The organism is Pseudomonas sp. NPDC089752 (assembly GCF_044748725.1).
GTDB lineage: Bacteria > Pseudomonadota > Gammaproteobacteria > Pseudomonadales > Pseudomonadaceae > Aquipseudomonas.
Window position 1 is genome coordinate 1 of the sequence record NZ_JBIVGP010000011.1, and the last position, 16,230, is coordinate 16,230.

A 16,230-nucleotide genomic window follows, 5' to 3' on the forward strand; every position below is an offset into this window, starting at 1 on the left:
GTAGTGTGGGGTTTCCCCATGTGAGAGTAGGTCATCGTCAAGATTCATTTCGCAAAACCCCTATCTGCGCGAGCAGGTAGGGGTTTTGTCTTTTCAGCTTCAGGTGTCCTTGCCACGAGCTACTTCGGCCAGGTGTGCGATCGATTCTTCGCTTTTGAGTACCAATACATCACTCTCCAGCGCATCGAGCACCACTTCCGAGGTGTTGCCGATCAAGGCTCCAGAAATACCGGTGCGGGCGACAGTGCCGATCACCGTTACCACCGCATCGAGCTTCTTCTCGGTAAAGGGAATCAGCACATCCGCTGGCCCCTCTGCGACATGCAGGCGATCTTCGCTGATGTCGTATTCTGCCTGGAATGCGCTGCAGGCTGCCCGATAGCGTTTCTCGATGGTCTCGCTGAGCTGATAAACCGGGTCCGAAGCTGCCAGCATGGGTGAGGGATGGGCGCTGATCACATGCAGATCACCTTTGGCCAGACCTGCAATTGCATACCCATGATCAATGATGCTCGCATGCAATCGGCGATGGTCTTCATCCTGATTGCCCACATCGACAGCCGCAAGAATCACCCCACCGGTCCAAGGCCGCTCACTCTTCACCATCAGCACAGCACAAGGGCACTGGCGCAACAGCTTCCAGTCGGTTGGCGTAAGCAAAGCTTTCTTCAATGGATTATCCGGGCGATGTTCCTTGATCACCAATTCGCAGCCTTCGGCTTGCTGCACAGCTATGATCGATTCCTGCAACGTGTCATGCCATGCCTGCTCATGGGTGACATTGTCATAACCATCATCATGCAACTGGCTGCTCAAAAGGCTGAGCAATGCACTATGGTCATGTTTCTTGTCGCACATCAGCAGATGGAGGCGGGCACCGGTTACGCCCGCAATAAGCTTCGCGCGGGTCAATGCACGGCTATGGGCATGTTCGGGGTCGAGAACGACAAGAATGCTGCGGACAGCTTGCATGGGCATGAACTCCGTTCAAAGGTGGCGGCCAATGCCTGACTATAGTCGGCGCTCCTTGTGTCGCCGCTTGATATACATCAAGCATAGCCACTGGCGCTTGCAGCCGCCGCCGGTATAATCGCCGGTCCTGCCTGCCTGTGTGGTTGTACGTTTATGTCCCTGATCCCCGAAATCGATGCCTTTCTTGGCTGTCCTACTCCAGACGCCTGGATCGAAGCGGCGCTCGCCGACCAGGAAACCTTGCTGATCGACCACAAGAACTGCGAGTTCAAAGCGGCCAGCACGGCACTTAGCCTGATCGCCAAGTACAACACCCATCTGGACCTGATCAACATGATGTCGCGCCTGGCCCGTGAAGAATTGGTGCATCACGAGCAGGTACTGCGCCTGATGAAGCGCCGAGGTGTACCATTGCGGCCGGTGTCGGCAGGGCGCTACGCATCCGGCTTGCGCCGCCTGGTGCGGGCCCATGAGCCGGTAAAACTGGTGGATACGCTGGTGGTGGGGGCATTCATCGAAGCCCGAAGCTGCGAGCGCTTCGCAGCCTTGGTACCGCACCTGGATGAGGAGCTCGGCAGGTTCTACCACGGGTTGCTGAAAAGCGAGGCACGCCACTACCAAGGCTATCTGAAGCTGGCTCACCACTATGGGGATCAGGCAGACATTGCCAAGCGTGTGCTGTTGGTGCGCGAAGCTGAAGCTGAGTTGATTCAGTCTCCAGACCAGGAGCTACGCTTTCACAGCGGTATTCCAATGGCGCAAGCCGCCTGATCAGCAGCAGGCGGCAGCGCACGATTAACGATTTAGTAGCGACGCCCCAGCAACAGGCCGATCACCAGGCCAAAGCCCGCTGAAACTGCAACCGTCTGCCATGGATGCCCGCCAATATAGTCGTGGGTGGCCTCGACCACCGGTTGTGCCTTGGCGCGCACCTGGCCGGCAGCCTCCACAGCCTGGCGCAATTTCTGGCTGACCTGCGCACGCAGCGTGTCGGCTTCCTCGCCGACCAGGGAGGCGCTGTCGTTGAGCAGCTTTTCCGATTCTTGGATCAATGCCTGCAGCTCGCTGAACACCTGGTCCTTGATCTGCTCGCTGTTGGCTGCAATGGCAGTTTTTCGGGCCATGAAGTCGTCCTCGTCGATGGGGGGGGGGTAAGCAATGGATGCCGGCACGCCGGGAAAGTTGCGCTGACCTACCGATCAAGTAGCGCCTCGGTGTTAAGATAGCGGCCATTTTCACCAGGCAGGTATCTTCATGAGTTTCAATCTGGCCAACAGAAGTCACCAGGAACGGGCGCAGATCGAGGCGGAAAAGGCCCGGCTGTTCGAGATGTGGCAGAACAATCTCGGCAAGGCCAAGGGCGAGGCCGCTCGGCTGATCTCGGAAAAATCGCGTCGCAAGGGCAAGTGGGCCGAATGGGTGCGTGCCGAATTGGAAGGTATGTCGCCGCCGGAATACGCCGCGATGGTTCGCAGCGAAGTCAACAAGATGATGGCCGCAGCCAGCGCCAACCGCTGATATGGAAAGGCCCTGTCACCAAGGCAGGCTGTTACCTTTGGGCAGGTCGAGCTTGCCCTCGTCGGTGAAGCGAACGGTTCCAAACGGCCCGTTGGCCAATTTGCCGCGCAGCACGTAGGGCATCCCCTGCAGCGAGTCGAGCTTGCTCAGGCCATAGGCCTGGCGCAGGAAGCCAAAGGCTGTGATGCTCACCGGCACCACCACCACCGCTTCGCCGTAGCGGCCAACATGCCCCGGCTGGTCGCTGACCCCAGACGCCAGCGGTTGGCCATTGACCTCCAGTTTCAGCGCGATACCGTTGTAGTCGACCGCTGCCTCATTGGGGTTCTGCACGCGCATCTTTACCGCCATGCGCATTTCCAGCTCCTGTCCGGCCAGCGGTTCGATGCCGATCACGCTGATGTTCAAAGGGTCGCGTGGCTGAAACAGCGCGCAGGCATTGAGGCCGGCTGCCAATAGCAAGACCAGCAACAGCGGGAAGCAGCGGTACAAACGGGCAGTCATGGGCGTGGACCTTGCCAACAGAGTCAGGTCTGCAGTGTGGCAAATGCACACTGGCGTTGAAAGTAGCGTTCGATCAACTGAAGGCGGTCCGCAGATCCTGCGCAAACGCTTGTTGTGCTTCTCCAGGCGCCTGGGCCCGATGCCTGGCTAAAGTAAAAGGCACGACGAAGTCCAGTTCGCTATCCAGCGCCCGCAACATCCCCTGGCGCTCCAGGCCGGCAGCGCTATGGCAAGGCAGAAAACCGATATGCCGCGCCGACAGAATGAATGTCAGAACACTCTCGATCTGCTCAGCCACGGCCATGCTGCGCCGGCTCTGGAACGGTTCGCCACCCTTGAGAAAACGATAGGGGTGCCGTACCTGGTCCGCTTCCAGCAATTGCTCGCGCGTCACCTGCGCCAGGTCGAACAGGGGATGCCCTTTGGCGCAGTACAACCGTTGGCGCTCCTCGAACAACGGCTGGTAATCGAACGCCGCCTGGTTACCGGAGAAGTAGCTGATGGCGTAGTCCAGGCGCTGCTCCAGCAGCAGTCGCTCCAGCTCAGCCGGAGGGGCGCTGATCAGTTCCAGCTGCACCGACTCGTCCCGTTCGCGAAAGCGTGAAATGGCAGACGCCAGTCGCAGGCTGACGGCCGGATCCTGATTCTCCGCCATGCCTATCCGTACTGTGCCCAGCAAACGCCCGCTCACGCCATTGGCCTGCTGGCGAAACTGCTCGATGCTCACCAGCAAGGCCCGCGCAGCGTCCAGCAGAAGTTCACCCTTTTCGGTCAGACGAAACCCACGCTTGCCCCGGCTGCACAGGCGATAGCCCAGGCGCGCTTCCAGTTGTGCCATGCGCTGGCTGATGGTGGGCTGGCTCAGGCCTGAAACGCCCTGGGCGGCGCTGAACCCACCGGCCTCGACTACAGTGACGAACAGCCGTAGCAGATGCAGGTCAGGGTCGTGCAGTTGTCCAAGCATCACATTGCTCCTGATGAATGTCAGCTTTGCAAACTTGTCATTCTTGCAATGTAACCCGGCTGGCATGCTGGCGGCATCCACCCATCAGCCGAGGTGTCCGTCATGCGTCGATCGTTGTGTCTGCTGTCCCTGTTCCTGGCCGTGCCCCTGCACGCCGAAGAAAAGGTGGTGAATCTTTACAGTTGGGCGGACTACGTAGCCCCGGAAACCTTGCAGCGCTTCGAAAAAGAAACTGGCTACAAGGTGCGCTACGACACCTTCGACACCACCGAGGTGCTGGAAACCAAGCTGCTGACCGGTGGCAGCGGCTATGACGTGGTGGTGCCGTCGTCCACCGTACTGGCGCGGGCACTCCAGGCCAATGCCCTGCAGCCTCTGGACGCGCAGGGCATGCCGGGTTACGCCAACCTCGACGAAGACCTGCTGGCCAAGCTGGCCGAAGCCGACCCCGGCAATCGTTACGCTGTGCCTTACACCTGGGGCACGCTGGGCCTGGGCGTCAATGTCGAGGCCGTGCGCCAACGCCTGGGAGATGTGCCAATGGACAGCCTGGACCTGCTGTTCAAGCCCGAGTATTCCAGCCGGCTGAAAGAATGCGGCATCGCCATGCCCGACTCTCCCCAGGAGGTGATCGGCGTGGCGCTGAACTACCTGGGCAAGGACCCATACAGCCAGGACAAGGCCGACCTGGCTGCGGCGCAGAACCTGCTGAGCCAGTTACAACCGTCGATCAGCTATGTCGCCAATGGCCGGCAGATCAATGACCTGGCCAATGGCAGCGTGTGCCTGGCGTTGACCTACAACGGCGACGCCGCCATGGCTGCCGATCAGGCGCGCCGCGCGGGCAAGCCGTTCGAGCTGATCTACCGCATTCCCCGTGAAGGGACGCTGGTCTGGCAGGACAACCTGGTCATTCCCAAGGATGCCCCGCATCCGGAAGCGGCCCGGGCTTTCATCGCCTTCATGCTGAAACCCGAATCGGTCGCCGCGCTGACCAACACGCTGTTCTTCGCCAACGCCAACCAGGCTGCGACGCCCCTGGTCGACGAGGCCGTGCGCAATGACCCGGATATCTATCCGCCCGCCGCTGTGCGTGAGCGCCTGTTTGCTGACCGCAGCATGGCGTTGTCCGACCTTCGCCAGCGCAACCGCCTGTGGACGGCATTCCGCACACGCCAATAACCCATAACAAAGGAGACGGACCGTGGAGCAAGCCCATAACAACGACCAGGCCATCACCCGCGACAGCCTGTATGGCACCGCAGCGGAAAGTACCTACGCCGGTATTACCAGTTTCTCCCGCCGACGCTACAGCCGCGACCTGCGCGGGGTGGACGTGGTGGTCAGCGGCGTGCCGTTCGACACCGCCACCAGCAACCGCCCTGGCGCGCGCTTCGGGCCGCGAGCGATCCGCGCAGCCTCGGTGCAGCAGGCCTGGGCGCGCCATTGGCCCTGGGCATTCGACCCGTTCGACCACCTGGCGGTCATCGACTACGGCGATTGCGCGTTCGACAGTGGTACGCCGCAGTCGGTCCCGGACAGCATCGAAGCCCACGCCGAGCACATCCTCGAAGCAGGCTGCGCCATGCTTACCCTGGGCGGCGACCATTTCATCAGCTACCCGTTGCTCAAGGCTCACGCCCGGCGTCATGGCCCCCTGGCGCTGATTCATTTCGACGCGCACAGCGACACCTGGCCGGACGAGGAGGGCAAACGTATCGACCACGGCACCATGTTCTGGCACGCCGCGCGCGAGGGCCTGGTCGACCCGTCATGCTCGGTGCAGATCGGTTTGCGCACGACCAATGACGACAGCCAAGGCTTCGCCATCCTCGATGCTCGGCACGTGCATCGCCAGGGTACCGAAGCGGTGATCGCGGCGATCCGCCAGCGGGTTGGTGAGCGACCGGTGTATCTGACCTTCGACATCGACTGCCTCGACCCGGCCTATGCACCCGGTACCGGCACGCCAGTGTGCGGCGGGCTGACCACGGTGCAGGCGCTGGAGATTCTCGGTGGCCTGCGTGGCATCAACCTGGTGGGCATGGACCTGGTCGAGGTGGCGCCGGCCTATGATCATGCCGACATCACCGCCTTGGCAGGCGCAACGCTGGCCATGGAGATGCTTTGCCTGTATGCGGCGCGGCACAAGGTCGATACCGCTCGCTGATCAAGGGGGCCGCGCAGGCTCCGACAGGTTCATACTGAAACATCACGAATCGCATTCACACTTTTGCCGCGAACCCCTCGCGCCTTAGGCTATCCAACGCATGAGGCGCGCCTTTTCGTACATGAGGTGAAGCATGAACCTGACATTGCCAACCCTGGCCATCAGCCTGTTGCTGTGCCTGCCTGCACAGGCGGCACCCGTGCAGCCGCTGCAACTGGCCGCCAGTAACAACAACCCCTACAACAGCCCCATCCAGCGTGCCAACCCCAACAGCCGCCAGGGCAGCATGCAACCTGCGCCGCCCGTGCGTGGTCCTTCGACGGCGCCAATCCAGCGCACACCGTCCCTGGACAACCGTGGCATCGGCAATGGTGACAACCTGCGCCGTCAACAACAGACGCCCAATCCGGAACCCACCCGCCCACCGCGTGATACCCAGCGCGCGCCTTGAGCCCCTTTGAAAGGACTTCTGCATGATCCGAGCTACCTGGCTGACCACACTAACCGCCGCCACATTGTTGCCGCTGTTCGCGCACGCCGCCGCCGAGCAGCAGTTCTCAAGCGAAGAAGGCCAGATCACCGTCAGCACGGTGGCCGATGGTCTGCGCAACCCATGGGCCCTGGCGTTCCTGCCGGGCGGCAAGGACATGCTGATTACCGAACGTCCCGGTAACCTGCGTGTGGTCAATGCCGAAGGCAAGGTTGGCCCACCCATCAGCGGCGTGCCCAAGGTCTGGGCCGAGGGCCAGGGCGGCCTGCTCGATGTGGTGCTGTCGCCGGAGTTCGCCAAGGACCGTACCTTGTACCTGTCGTATGCCGAGGAGGGCAGCGATGGCAAGGCCGGTACCGCAGTTGGCCGCGGTCAATTGTCCGCAGACCGCGCCAGGCTGGAGAACTTCAATGTGATCTTCCGCCAGCAACCCAAGCTTTCGGTTGGCAACCACTTCGGCTCGCGGCTGGTGTTCGACCGTGACGGCTACCTGTTCATCGCCTTGGGCGAAAACAACCAGCGCCCGACCGCACAGGACCTGGACAAACTCCAAGGCAAGATCGTGCGCATCCTGCCTGATGGCGAAGTACCCAAGGACAATCCCTTCGTCGGCAAGAACAACGTGCGCCCCGAGATCTGGTCGTTCGGCCACCGCAACCAGCAGGGTGCGGCGCTCAACCCTTGGAGCGGCAAGCTCTGGACCCACGAGCACGGCCCACGCGGCGGTGACGAGATCAACATCCCGCAGGCAGGCAAGAATTACGGTTGGCCCATCGCTACGCATGGCATCAACTATTCCATGTTGGCGATTCCCGAAGCCAAGGGCGAGCATGTCGATGGCATGGTCGACCCGCACCATGTCTGGGAAAAATCGCCTGGGATCAGCGGCATGGCCTTCTATGACAGCCCGACCTTCAAGGCTTGGGATCACAATCTGTTCATCGGCGCGCTGGCGACCCAGGAGTTGATCCGCCTGCAACTCGATGGTGACAAGATCGTGCATGAAGAGCGTTTGCTGGGCGATCTGAAGGCGCGCATCCGCGATGTGCGGGTCGGGCCGGATGGTTATCTGTATGTGCTGACCGATGACAAGGACGGGGCCTTGCTGAAAGTGGGCCTGAGCGAGGGCTGAGGCGGGTTGCCGACGGTCGGGCCCATGCACATAATGCTGCATGGCGCTCGATCCCAGTTCTCTCTACCAGCAGGCACTTGCCGATCAAGGCTACATTCCCGACCCGGCGCAAGCCTTGGCCGTCAGCGCTCTGCAAGCCTGTTTCGAGGCTGTCGAGCAGGGCCGGGCCGCTCAGGGTATCTACCTATGGGGCCCGGTGGGCCGCGGCAAGACCTGGCTCATGGACCTGTTCCACCGCTGCCTGAGCATCCCGGCTCGGCGCCAGCATTTTCACCATTTCATGGCCTGGGTGCATCAGCGCCTGTTCCAGCTCAATGGCACCGCCGACCCCTTGCAAGCCTTGGCCCGGGAACTGGCGGGGCAAATCCGCGTGCTGTGCTTCGACGAGTTGTTCGTCAGCGACATTGGCGATGCGATCATCCTCGGCCGCCTGTTCCAGGTGCTGTTCGACCACGGTGTAGTAGTGGTTGCCACCTCCAACCAGCCGCCGCAACAGCTGTATCGTGACGGCTTCAATCGCGAGCGCTTCCTGCCGGCCATTAGCGCCATCGAGCGGCACATGCAGGTGATGCCGGTGGCTGGCGAGCAAGACCATCGTCTTCACCCTGGGGTAGCACGCCAGCGCTATTGGGTAGCTGAAGAGGGCGGGGCCGGGGCCTTGGCGGCGGTGTTCCAGCAGCTCAGCGTGGATGACCCGGGTAGCACGACGCCGCTGTCGATCGGGGCACGGCACATCCAAGTGGTCCGGCACAGCCCGCAAGCACTCTGGTGCCGCTTCACCGACCTGTGCGAACAGCCCTTGGCGGCAATCGATTTCATGGCCCTGTGTGATCGTTTCTCGGCAATCCTGGTGGAGGGCATTCCGGCCCTGAGCGGCCAGCAGCGTGCCGGGCGCATCGCCCGAGGTACCGAAGACGGCGCTGCGCGGGTGGAGGCAGGTGATCGTCAGTTGCCGGCGCTGTCGCCCAAGGATGACGCCGTGCGCCGCTTCATCGCATTGGTCGACGAGTGTTACGACCGCAGGGTGGCGCTGTACCTCGAGGCGCAGGTACCGCTGGAAGCGCTCTACACTCAAGGGTATCTGGCGTTCCCGTATCAACGGACCCTGAGCCGGCTACGGGAGATGCAACTGCAACGCTTCGCCTGAAGGAGCCGACCCATGGAGCCGCTGTCGCACCATCTGCTGACCCAGGCCTATAACAATGGCTGGGCCAATCACCGCCTGTACAAGGCTTGCCTGCAACTGACCCAGGACGAGTTCGTCGCCCCTCGCTGCAGTTTCTTTCCATCCATCAAGGCCACCCTCAATCATCTGTTGACGGTGGACTGGTTCTACCTGCACATGCTCGAGTGCGAGCAGCGCGGTGAGGCGCCTGAGCCTGATGGCGAGCGTTTCTTCGAGCCGGAACAGCCATTCGCCACCTGTACCGACCTGCATGCCCAGCAGGCCCAGGCCGACCGACGGCTGATCACCTATTGCTGTGGGCTGCACGATGAGCAACTGGCGCGCTATGTCAGCATCGTGCGGCCCGACCGTGTGCAACGCGAACCGCGCTTGCGCCTGTTGGCGCATTTGTTCGAGCATCAGATCCATCACCGCGGGCAGGTCCATGCGATGCTCAGCGATACGGCGGTGCGGCCACCGCAGCTCGATGAGTTTTTCTGCGAAGAAGAGGCCGGGTTGCGCGAGGCAGACTTTGCCGAGTTGGGCTGGACAGAAAGCCAGATCTGGAGGGGTTAGCAGCCCCCTGTAGGAGCGGCTTCAGCCGCGAACACCGGCAAAGCCGGTGCCATCCACCGCGTTGTCCGCTTCGCGGCTAAAGCCGCTCCCACCGGTGACGGGCAGGGTTCTACTTCCCAAGCCACTCGATCAGTGTCTTGTTGAAACGCCGCGGCTCTTCGATCTGCGGCGCATGCCCCATGCCTTCGAAGGTCACCAGTTCACCCTGCGGAATCAACTTGGCCACCTGCGGGCCGAGTTCCTTGTAGTGCCCCAACCGCGCCTTGACTTCCGGCGGAGCGATATCACTGCCAATGGCCGTACTGTCCTGGTCACCGATCAGCAGCAGGGTCGGCATTTTCAGGTCCTTGAACTCGTGGTACACCGGCTGGGTGAAGATCATGTCGTAGATCAGTGCCGAGTTCCATGCCACCACTTCATGGCCCGGGCCTTTGTTCAACCCCACCAGCATCTGCACCCAGCGCTCATACTCGGGTTTCCAGCGCCCCGCGTAATAGGTCTTGCGCTCATACTCGCGCACGCCTTCGGCATCGAGCTTGAGTTCGCGGGCATACCACTGGTCGACCGTGCGGTAGGGCACGCCCAGGGCCTTCCAGTCTTCCAGGCCGATCGGGTTGACCATCGCCAGGCGCTCGACCTGCTGCGGGTACATCAGCGCATAGCGGGTGGCCAGCATGCCCCCGGTGGAATGGCCGAGGATGATTGCCTGCTCGATGCCCAACTGCTCCAGCAGGGCATGGGTGTTGTTGGCCAACTGCTGAAAACTGTACTGGTAGTAATCCGGCTTGCTCGACGTGCAGAAGCCGATCTGGTCAGGTGCGATGACCCGGTAGCCAGCCTGGCTCAATGCATCGATGGTGGTTTCCCAGGTGGCAGCGCAGAAGTTCTTGCCGTGCATCAGCACTACGCTGCGGCCATTGGCCTGGCCTTTGGCTGCCACGTCCATGTAGCCCATCTGCAGGCGCTGGCCCTGGGACTGAAAGTCGAAATGCTTGAGGGGGTGAGGGTAACTGAAGCCTTCGAGCTGTTTACCGTAGGTGGGCGATTCGGCGGCGATGGCCGGGGCGCCGACGAGGCAGGCCAAGGCCAGGGCGGTTGCGCGCAGCATGGGGGCACTCCGTGTAGGACCATGTAGGAATTGGCGACTTTAACAGTCACAGAAGCACCTTAAACGTTAAAGGTGTTACCAGGCATGAACCAGCGACGCAGAGTTGCCCCCAGGGGCCGAGCCTCAGTAGTTGGCGACCACGGTGTCCTGGCCATCCTGGGTCACCCCGATAACCTGATAGGCGTCCTTGTGATCGCCCATTTCCATGCCCGGCGAGCCCATCGGCATGCCCGGCACGGCCAGGCCCTTGAGGTCGCTGCGCTTGGCCAGCAGACGTACCTGTTCGGCCGGCACATGGCCTTCGACGAACTTGCCGTCTATAACGCCTGTGTGGCACGACGCCAAACGTGGCGCCACGCCCAGGCGCTGCTTGACCGCGCTCATGTTCGGCTCGACATGGTCGTTGACGGTAAAGCCGTTGTCGCGCAGGTGGCTGATCCAGGCCTTGCAGCAGCCACAGTTGGGGTCGCGGTAGACATCGATGATCTCGGCGGCCTGGGCCAGGCCGGTGATGGCCAGCAGGCCGATAGCGATCAGGTGTTTGTGCAGCATGGTCGAACCACTCCTTTGAAAACGCAGACGCACGCCTGACGAAAGTGCGGCGGGTCACCATCCTCGCCGAGTGCACCTGTCAGCCAGCTGAGGCAGACATTACAGCATTGTCAGGCAAGCTGCTCGCCCAGGTCGCGCATCAGCAGGCCGTACTCCAGCGCAACCTGTTCAGGGATCGGCAGGTACACCACATGACCGTCTCCCGGTGCCACTTCGATGGCCCGTTGCTGACGATCGCAAAGGCGGTGCAGGTCGAAGTGGTAGTTACCGCGCGGGGTCATCAGCTCCAGGTGATCACCGACGACGAAGCGGTTCTTGACCTTGACCTCGGCCAGGCCGTCGACTCGCACACCCGTCAACTCGCCGACGAACTGCTGGCGTTCGGACAACGAATTGCCCCGCAAGTAGTTCTGGTATTCGTCATGCACATGGCGGCGCAGAAAACCTTCGGTGTAGCCGCGCTGTGCCAGCGACTCCAGGTTGTCCATCAGGCCCATGTCGAAAGGCCGCCCGGCGGCGGCGTCATCAATGGCCTTGCGGTACGACTGTACCGCGCGGGCGCAGTAGAAGTGCGACTTGGTGCGGCCCTCGATTTTCAGCGAGTGCACGCCCATGGCCGCAAGTCGTTCGACGTGCTGGATGGCGCGCAGGTCCTTGGCATTCATGATGTAGGTGCCGTGTTCATCCTCGAACGCGGGCATTTCGCTGCCTGGGCGGTTGCTCTCCTGCAGCAGGAAAACCTGTTCGGTCGGCGCGCCGCGGCCCAAGGTCGGTTCGACCTCGCGCACGATGTCGCCCGTGGCGTTCTCGGTGGCCGCTGTGGCGTCGTACTTCCAGCGGCAGGCGTTGGTGCAGGTTCCCTGGTTGGCATCACGTTTGTTGAGGTAGCCCGACAACAGGCAACGGCCTGAGTACGCCATGCACAGCGCGCCATGGACGAACACCTCCAGTTCCATGTCCGGTACTTGCTGGCGGATTTCTTCGATCTCTTCCAGGGAAAGCTCCCGCGACAGGATCACCCGGCTCAGGCCCACCTGTTGCCAGAACCGCACGCTGGCCCAGTTGACCGTATTGGCCTGTACCGACAGGTGCACCGGCATCTGCGGGAAATGCTCGCGCACCAGCATGATCAGGCCTGGGTCCGACATGATCAGTGCATCGGGGCCCATCTCGATGACGGGTGCCAAGTCCTTGAGGAAGGTTTTCAGCTTGGCGTTATGCGGTGCGATATTGACCACCACGTAAAACCGCTTGCCCAACTGGTGTGCCTCCTGGATACCCAAGGCCAGGTTGGCGTGATCGAATTCGTTGTTACGCACCCGCAAGCTGTAACGCGGCTGCCCGGCATAGACTGCATCGGCGCCGTAGGCGAATGCATAGCGCAGGGTCTTGAGGGAGCCGGCAGGGGCCAGCAGTTCGGGCTTGGCGGGAAGATTCATGTGCGCACCGGGGCAAAAAGCGCGGATCCTAAGGCCTGCCCGCTGGAGCCATGTTGATTTGAATCAAGGATGCGACGGCACTTTTGCGATTACGCCGTGCACTAATGTTCAGGACACTTGAGGACGCTCCATGAACCAGACCGCTCTCCAGAACAAAGCCCTGGCAGTATTGCTGGCGCTGGTGACCATAGCCTTCGGCTGGATCCTGCTGCCGTACTATGGCGCCATTTTCTGGGCGGTGATTCTTGGCATCCTGTTCGCGCCGCTGCAACGCAACTTGCTCATACGCTTTGGCCGGCGGCGCAATCTGGCTGCCGGTACGACGTTGCTGGTGTGCCTGTTGGTGGCCATCATGCCGGTGATCATCACCAGCGCTTTGTTGGTGCAGGAGGGCGCCGTGCTCTACCAGCGCATCGAGACCGGGCAGTTAGACATTGCCGGTTATGTCGAGCGCGGTATGGACATGCTGCCGCCGTTCATCCAGCACAGTCTGGATACTATGGGCATGGGTAATCTGGATGGGTTGCGCGACAAGATTACCAAATGGGCAACGCAAGGCAGTCAGGTCCTGGCCAGCCAGGCATTCAGTTTTGGCCAGGGCACCTTCGAGTTTCTGGTGAGCTTCGGCATCATGCTGTACCTGCTGTTCTTCTTCCTGCGCGAGGGCGCCGACGTGGCGCGCCGTGTACGCCTCGCTGTGCCCCTGCCGGAACACCAGAAACGCCGCCTGCAGCTGAAGTTCAACCGGGTGGTGCGGGCCACGGTCAAAGGCAATGTGCTGGTGGCCATTACCCAAGGGGCGCTGGGTGGGTTCATCTTCTGGGTGCTGGACATTCCCAGTGCGCTGGTCTGGGCGGTGCTGATGGCTTTCCTGTCGCTGCTGCCGGCAGTGGGCGCGGGGATCATCTGGGCGCCGGTGGCGGCGTACTTTCTGTTGACCGGGGCGATCCTGCAGGGGCTGATCCTGACGGCCTTTGGCGTGCTGGTGATTGGCCTGGTAGACAACGTGTTGCGGCCGATCCTGGTGGGCAAGGACACGCGCATGCCCGATTACCTGATCCTGGTGTCCACCTTGGGTGGGCTGGCGGTATTCGGGCTCAACGGGTTCGTGATCGGGCCGCTGATTGCCGCGCTGTTCATGTCCAGTTGGGGGATTTTCGCGGCGACCAAGCCGCAGGTGCAATTGCCGTGACACTCATGCTGATCCCTATGCGGGAGCCAGTTGCATGCCACGAGCATGAGGCAACACGACATTGCCACTGGACACCAGATGAAAACGCTCCAGGCCAGGTACCACGACATTGACGAAGCTGATGCCCTGATCGCCACGGAAAACTTCGCAGATACCGGCCACGCGTCCATGCTGATGCAGGTCCTGCAGCACCGTCTGCACCTGTTCCGTGACGGGCACGCGTGCCATCGGCGTGGGCAAGACGATATCCATCACCGTCGTTTCAAGCAGTGGCGTCAGCTGTAGCTGCAAACAGCGGTGCAACCTGGGCCAGCTGCGAAGCTGCAGTTCCGCTTCCTGAAGCTCCAGGGCGGCCGCAGGCACCCTGGCGTTCAGGCACATCTGCACCAGTTCACTGATTGCCCGCCGAATACCATGTCGAGGATCCAGAGCAGCGCCGCTACCGGTGAGGCCTTCATGCAGCCGATGGGGTGAGTGCGGGCACCAAGCCAGGTAGGTCCGGCTGGCAAACTCACTGCTGATGTCCAGTACCGCGATCGACGCGCCGAGTTGGCGTTCAGCCTGCTCCCAGAGCATCGACAAGTCCGAGTCGTCGGCAGGCTTGATCACGCGATGCAGTGTGTCGGGGCGCTGGAAGTAGAAGTGGCGAAGCATGAACAGGGAAAGCGCATCACGTTCGATGAGCTGGTTCAGTGCATGCAGAACCGCTTCACTTCGGCTTGCACCGATCGCCGAGCCGTCGTTGCTGCTGTATCGGCGCAGACCGTCGTAGTTGAATGTATCGCCTGGCAGCGAGGCTTGCGCATAGTCAGGCCGTGTCACGCCAATAGGATAGTCGAACAGTGACTGGCCGTCTGCGGTCAGGTAGCGCTGGCAGGCAAGTCTTGTATCAGGTTGCTCCAGCAGCCAGGGTTGCAAAAAATCGTCCTTCAGACGCAGGTCGGCGGCAAGCTCCGTACTTTCGCGGATTACCCAGTGACGCTGATGATGTTCATCCAGGTAATGTTCGAGCGCCTCGAACCGAGCACCTACCGTTGCTTCGGCAAGGGTCCCTTTGCCACTGCCTCGGGCAGTGCAGCCGGTCGATGCTTCGAGCTTCACCAGAACGGAGCCAATGGCTGCGCCCAGCTGGCGTTCCTCCACCTTCAAGGACAATGCAGCCAGCTGCGCATCGATTCGCGCCAGTGCCTGGCTCAAGCTGATTTCACGCTCAGGGGGAAGTTTGCTTTCCATGGGTTTCCTCGGTGTCAGGGCTCAAGGCGCAATGGGTAGGCAGGGCAGGCTTCGATGTTCGAGGTGGTAGAACTGAAACAGGCTGTCCCCTGTTGCAGTGCCGGCCAGGCTGCGGTGGACCACCATGCCCGCGCGGCGCGCTTCGACACTGACCTCGAACAGCAGTGGCGTATGCCCGAACAGGATCATCACGCCATCGGCCCTCAGCAGTCTGGCCAGCGAATGGAAGAGATTTACGGCGGTTTGTCGTGGCATGACTTCAGCATTCAAGAAACGCAGGATCAGTGCATCGCAGGATGCGAGCGGGACTGCCGGCGTATGGGCATCGGCGCGTCGGAATGCCAGGTTGTTCGACCGATGATGGCGCCTGGCATGTTCGATCATGTTGAGCGACGCATCTGCGCCCATACAGCGCACTCTGGGTAAGGCGCGGGCGATCGAGGCGATGAACGTGCCTGTCGAGCAAGCGGGGTCATGGATCAAGGCCCCTTCAGGCAAGCGCTTTTCGAGAAGCACGTGGCATGCATCGCGAAAATGCTGCTCCTGGCGGTCCAGGTTGGTAGCCAGTTGCTCTGGATTGTTCCAGTAGTCCGCTGAAGCGAACAGCTCCTCGCACTGTTGCCCGAGAACCGGGAAAGGAAAATGCACGCGGTTGTGCGGGGCAAGCAACGCCTGGCGAAACAGGGCGCGTTTATTCGCACTGGCGATCGGTTGGTAACAGCAGTTCAAGCCCTGATCGCTCCATGTGGACTTGAGCAATCGGCCATAGAGCATGTCGGGAGTCAGCCGACTGCCCAGTTCCTGGTGCTCGTCACGCTGTTTGCGGCCCAGGTATTCGACACCCTCGACAGTGAGTACGAACAGTGCATTCAGTGCAGGACCGATGGGCTCGAACAGCTGCTTCACGACAGTAGCCATGTTCGTCACCTCTGCAGATGTTTCAGATGAGGCAGCATGCAGGACGCGGTGGGTGGCCAGGCAGCCTTGGCGGTTACCTGGCCCAGTGCGTTACTTGTCGTTCAGCACTTTCTTTTCATGTCGAGCCAGCTGCTCGGTAGTGAGCGGCTGGTTTTTCTTCTCGGCGTCTTGCGAAGCAGTTTGAGCATCGCGGTCTTTGAAGGAATTGACCCAGCCTTTGGTGTAACCACCCATGGTAAAACTCCTTTGCGTGCGTGGCTTTATTGCCACAGGAGCTACTATCGTCTTGGCCAAGAC

General features: G+C 61.4%; 19 protein-coding genes. 9 read left to right on the plus strand and 10 right to left on the minus strand.

Going from position 1 to position 16,230, the window contains the following annotated elements; translation table 11 throughout:
• Positions 1-99: 99 nt before the first annotated feature.
• Complete coding sequence (locus tag ACIPZF_RS18700; RefSeq protein ID WP_400801961.1) at positions 100-972, minus strand: universal stress protein; 873 nt, start codon at positions 970-972, stop codon at positions 100-102.
• A gap of 153 nt (positions 973-1,125) precedes the next feature.
• Between ACIPZF_RS18700 and ACIPZF_RS18705 the strand changes: the two genes are divergently transcribed.
• Positions 1,126-1,743 (plus strand): tRNA-(ms[2]io[6]A)-hydroxylase, encoded by a 618-nt coding sequence (locus tag ACIPZF_RS18705; protein WP_400801962.1) that lies wholly within the window; start codon positions 1,126-1,128, stop codon positions 1,741-1,743.
• 32 nt (positions 1,744-1,775) lie between these two features.
• On the opposite strand, the gene ACIPZF_RS18710 is transcribed toward ACIPZF_RS18705, so the two are convergent.
• Entirely contained in the window at positions 1,776-2,096 is a 321-nt protein-coding gene (locus ACIPZF_RS18710; protein ID WP_400801964.1) for a YqjD family protein, read from the minus strand.
• Between the two features lie 130 nt (positions 2,097-2,226).
• Here ACIPZF_RS18710 and ACIPZF_RS18715 point away from each other — a divergent pair, with 130 nt between their 5' ends.
• On the plus strand, positions 2,227-2,490 hold the full coding sequence (locus ACIPZF_RS18715) for a hypothetical protein (RefSeq protein ID WP_400801965.1): 264 nt from the start codon (positions 2,227-2,229) through the stop codon (positions 2,488-2,490).
• 15 nt (positions 2,491-2,505) lie between these two features.
• Here ACIPZF_RS18715 and ACIPZF_RS18720 read toward each other — a convergent pair whose 3' ends face one another.
• Both ACIPZF_RS18720 and ACIPZF_RS18725 read right to left on the minus strand, forming a co-directional pair.
• The gene (locus ACIPZF_RS18720; protein ID WP_400801967.1) at positions 2,506-2,994 is read right to left on the minus strand and encodes an LEA type 2 family protein; all 489 of its coding nucleotides are present in this window, start codon (positions 2,992-2,994) and stop codon (positions 2,506-2,508) included.
• Between the two features lie 73 nt (positions 2,995-3,067).
• Positions 3,068-3,958, minus strand: a complete 891-nt coding sequence (locus ACIPZF_RS18725) for a LysR family transcriptional regulator (protein ID WP_400801968.1) — start codon at positions 3,956-3,958, stop codon at positions 3,068-3,070.
• A 102-nt stretch (positions 3,959-4,060) separates the two neighbouring features.
• Here ACIPZF_RS18725 and ACIPZF_RS18730 point away from each other — a divergent pair, with 102 nt between their 5' ends.
• The 6 genes from ACIPZF_RS18730 to ACIPZF_RS18755 all read left to right on the plus strand — a co-directional run bounded on the left by ACIPZF_RS18730 (position 4,061) and on the right by ACIPZF_RS18755 (position 9,491).
• On the plus strand, positions 4,061-5,140 hold the full coding sequence (locus ACIPZF_RS18730) for a polyamine ABC transporter substrate-binding protein (protein WP_400801970.1): 1,080 nt from the start codon (positions 4,061-4,063) through the stop codon (positions 5,138-5,140).
• Positions 5,141-5,162: 22 nt separating this feature from the next.
• Positions 5,163-6,128: an agmatinase gene (gene speB, locus ACIPZF_RS18735; RefSeq protein WP_400801972.1), complete on the plus strand. Its 966-nt coding sequence runs from the start codon at positions 5,163-5,165 to the stop codon at positions 6,126-6,128.
• A gap of 133 nt (positions 6,129-6,261) precedes the next feature.
• Entirely contained in the window at positions 6,262-6,579 is a 318-nt protein-coding gene (locus ACIPZF_RS18740) for a hypothetical protein (RefSeq protein WP_400801974.1), read from the plus strand.
• 22 nt (positions 6,580-6,601) lie between these two features.
• Positions 6,602-7,750, plus strand: a complete 1,149-nt coding sequence (locus tag ACIPZF_RS18745) for a PQQ-dependent sugar dehydrogenase (RefSeq protein WP_400801975.1) — start codon at positions 6,602-6,604, stop codon at positions 7,748-7,750.
• 40 nt (positions 7,751-7,790) lie between these two features.
• Positions 7,791-8,897, plus strand: coding sequence for a cell division protein ZapE (gene zapE, locus ACIPZF_RS18750; protein WP_400801977.1), 1,107 nt, complete (start codon positions 7,791-7,793; stop codon positions 8,895-8,897).
• 12 nt (positions 8,898-8,909) lie between these two features.
• Positions 8,910-9,491, plus strand: coding sequence for a DinB family protein (locus ACIPZF_RS18755; RefSeq protein ID WP_400801979.1), 582 nt, complete (start codon positions 8,910-8,912; stop codon positions 9,489-9,491).
• 109 nt (positions 9,492-9,600) lie between these two features.
• Here ACIPZF_RS18755 and ACIPZF_RS18760 read toward each other — a convergent pair whose 3' ends face one another.
• The 3 genes from ACIPZF_RS18760 to yegQ form a co-directional block, all read right to left on the minus strand.
• Positions 9,601-10,599 carry an alpha/beta fold hydrolase gene (locus ACIPZF_RS18760; protein ID WP_400801981.1) on the minus strand — a complete coding sequence of 333 codons (999 nt, stop codon included), beginning with the start codon at positions 10,597-10,599 and terminating at the stop codon, positions 9,601-9,603.
• 123 nt (positions 10,600-10,722) lie between these two features.
• Positions 10,723-11,151, minus strand: a complete 429-nt coding sequence (locus tag ACIPZF_RS18765; RefSeq protein ID WP_400801983.1) for a DUF411 domain-containing protein — start codon at positions 11,149-11,151, stop codon at positions 10,723-10,725.
• 110 nt (positions 11,152-11,261) lie between these two features.
• Complete coding sequence (yegQ, locus tag ACIPZF_RS18770; RefSeq protein WP_400801985.1) at positions 11,262-12,590, minus strand: tRNA 5-hydroxyuridine modification protein YegQ; 1,329 nt, start codon at positions 12,588-12,590, stop codon at positions 11,262-11,264.
• Between the two features lie 130 nt (positions 12,591-12,720).
• Between yegQ and ACIPZF_RS18775 the strand changes: the two genes are divergently transcribed.
• Positions 12,721-13,782 (plus strand): AI-2E family transporter, encoded by a 1,062-nt coding sequence (locus tag ACIPZF_RS18775; RefSeq protein WP_400801987.1) that lies wholly within the window; start codon positions 12,721-12,723, stop codon positions 13,780-13,782.
• A 15-nt stretch (positions 13,783-13,797) separates the two neighbouring features.
• Here the strand turns inward: ACIPZF_RS18775 and ACIPZF_RS18780 are convergent, their stop codons facing one another.
• The 3 genes from ACIPZF_RS18780 to ACIPZF_RS18790 all read right to left on the minus strand — a co-directional run bounded on the left by ACIPZF_RS18780 (position 13,798) and on the right by ACIPZF_RS18790 (position 16,167).
• Positions 13,798-15,015: a YcaO-like family protein gene (locus ACIPZF_RS18780; RefSeq protein ID WP_400801988.1), complete on the minus strand. Its 1,218-nt coding sequence runs from the start codon at positions 15,013-15,015 to the stop codon at positions 13,798-13,800.
• A gap of 21 nt (positions 15,016-15,036) precedes the next feature.
• The gene (locus ACIPZF_RS18785; RefSeq protein WP_400801990.1) at positions 15,037-15,933 is read right to left on the minus strand and encodes a class I SAM-dependent methyltransferase; all 897 of its coding nucleotides are present in this window, start codon (positions 15,931-15,933) and stop codon (positions 15,037-15,039) included.
• Between the two features lie 90 nt (positions 15,934-16,023).
• Complete coding sequence (locus ACIPZF_RS18790; RefSeq protein ID WP_400801992.1) at positions 16,024-16,167, minus strand: hypothetical protein; 144 nt, start codon at positions 16,165-16,167, stop codon at positions 16,024-16,026.
• Between the last annotated feature and the right edge of the window lie 63 nt (positions 16,168-16,230).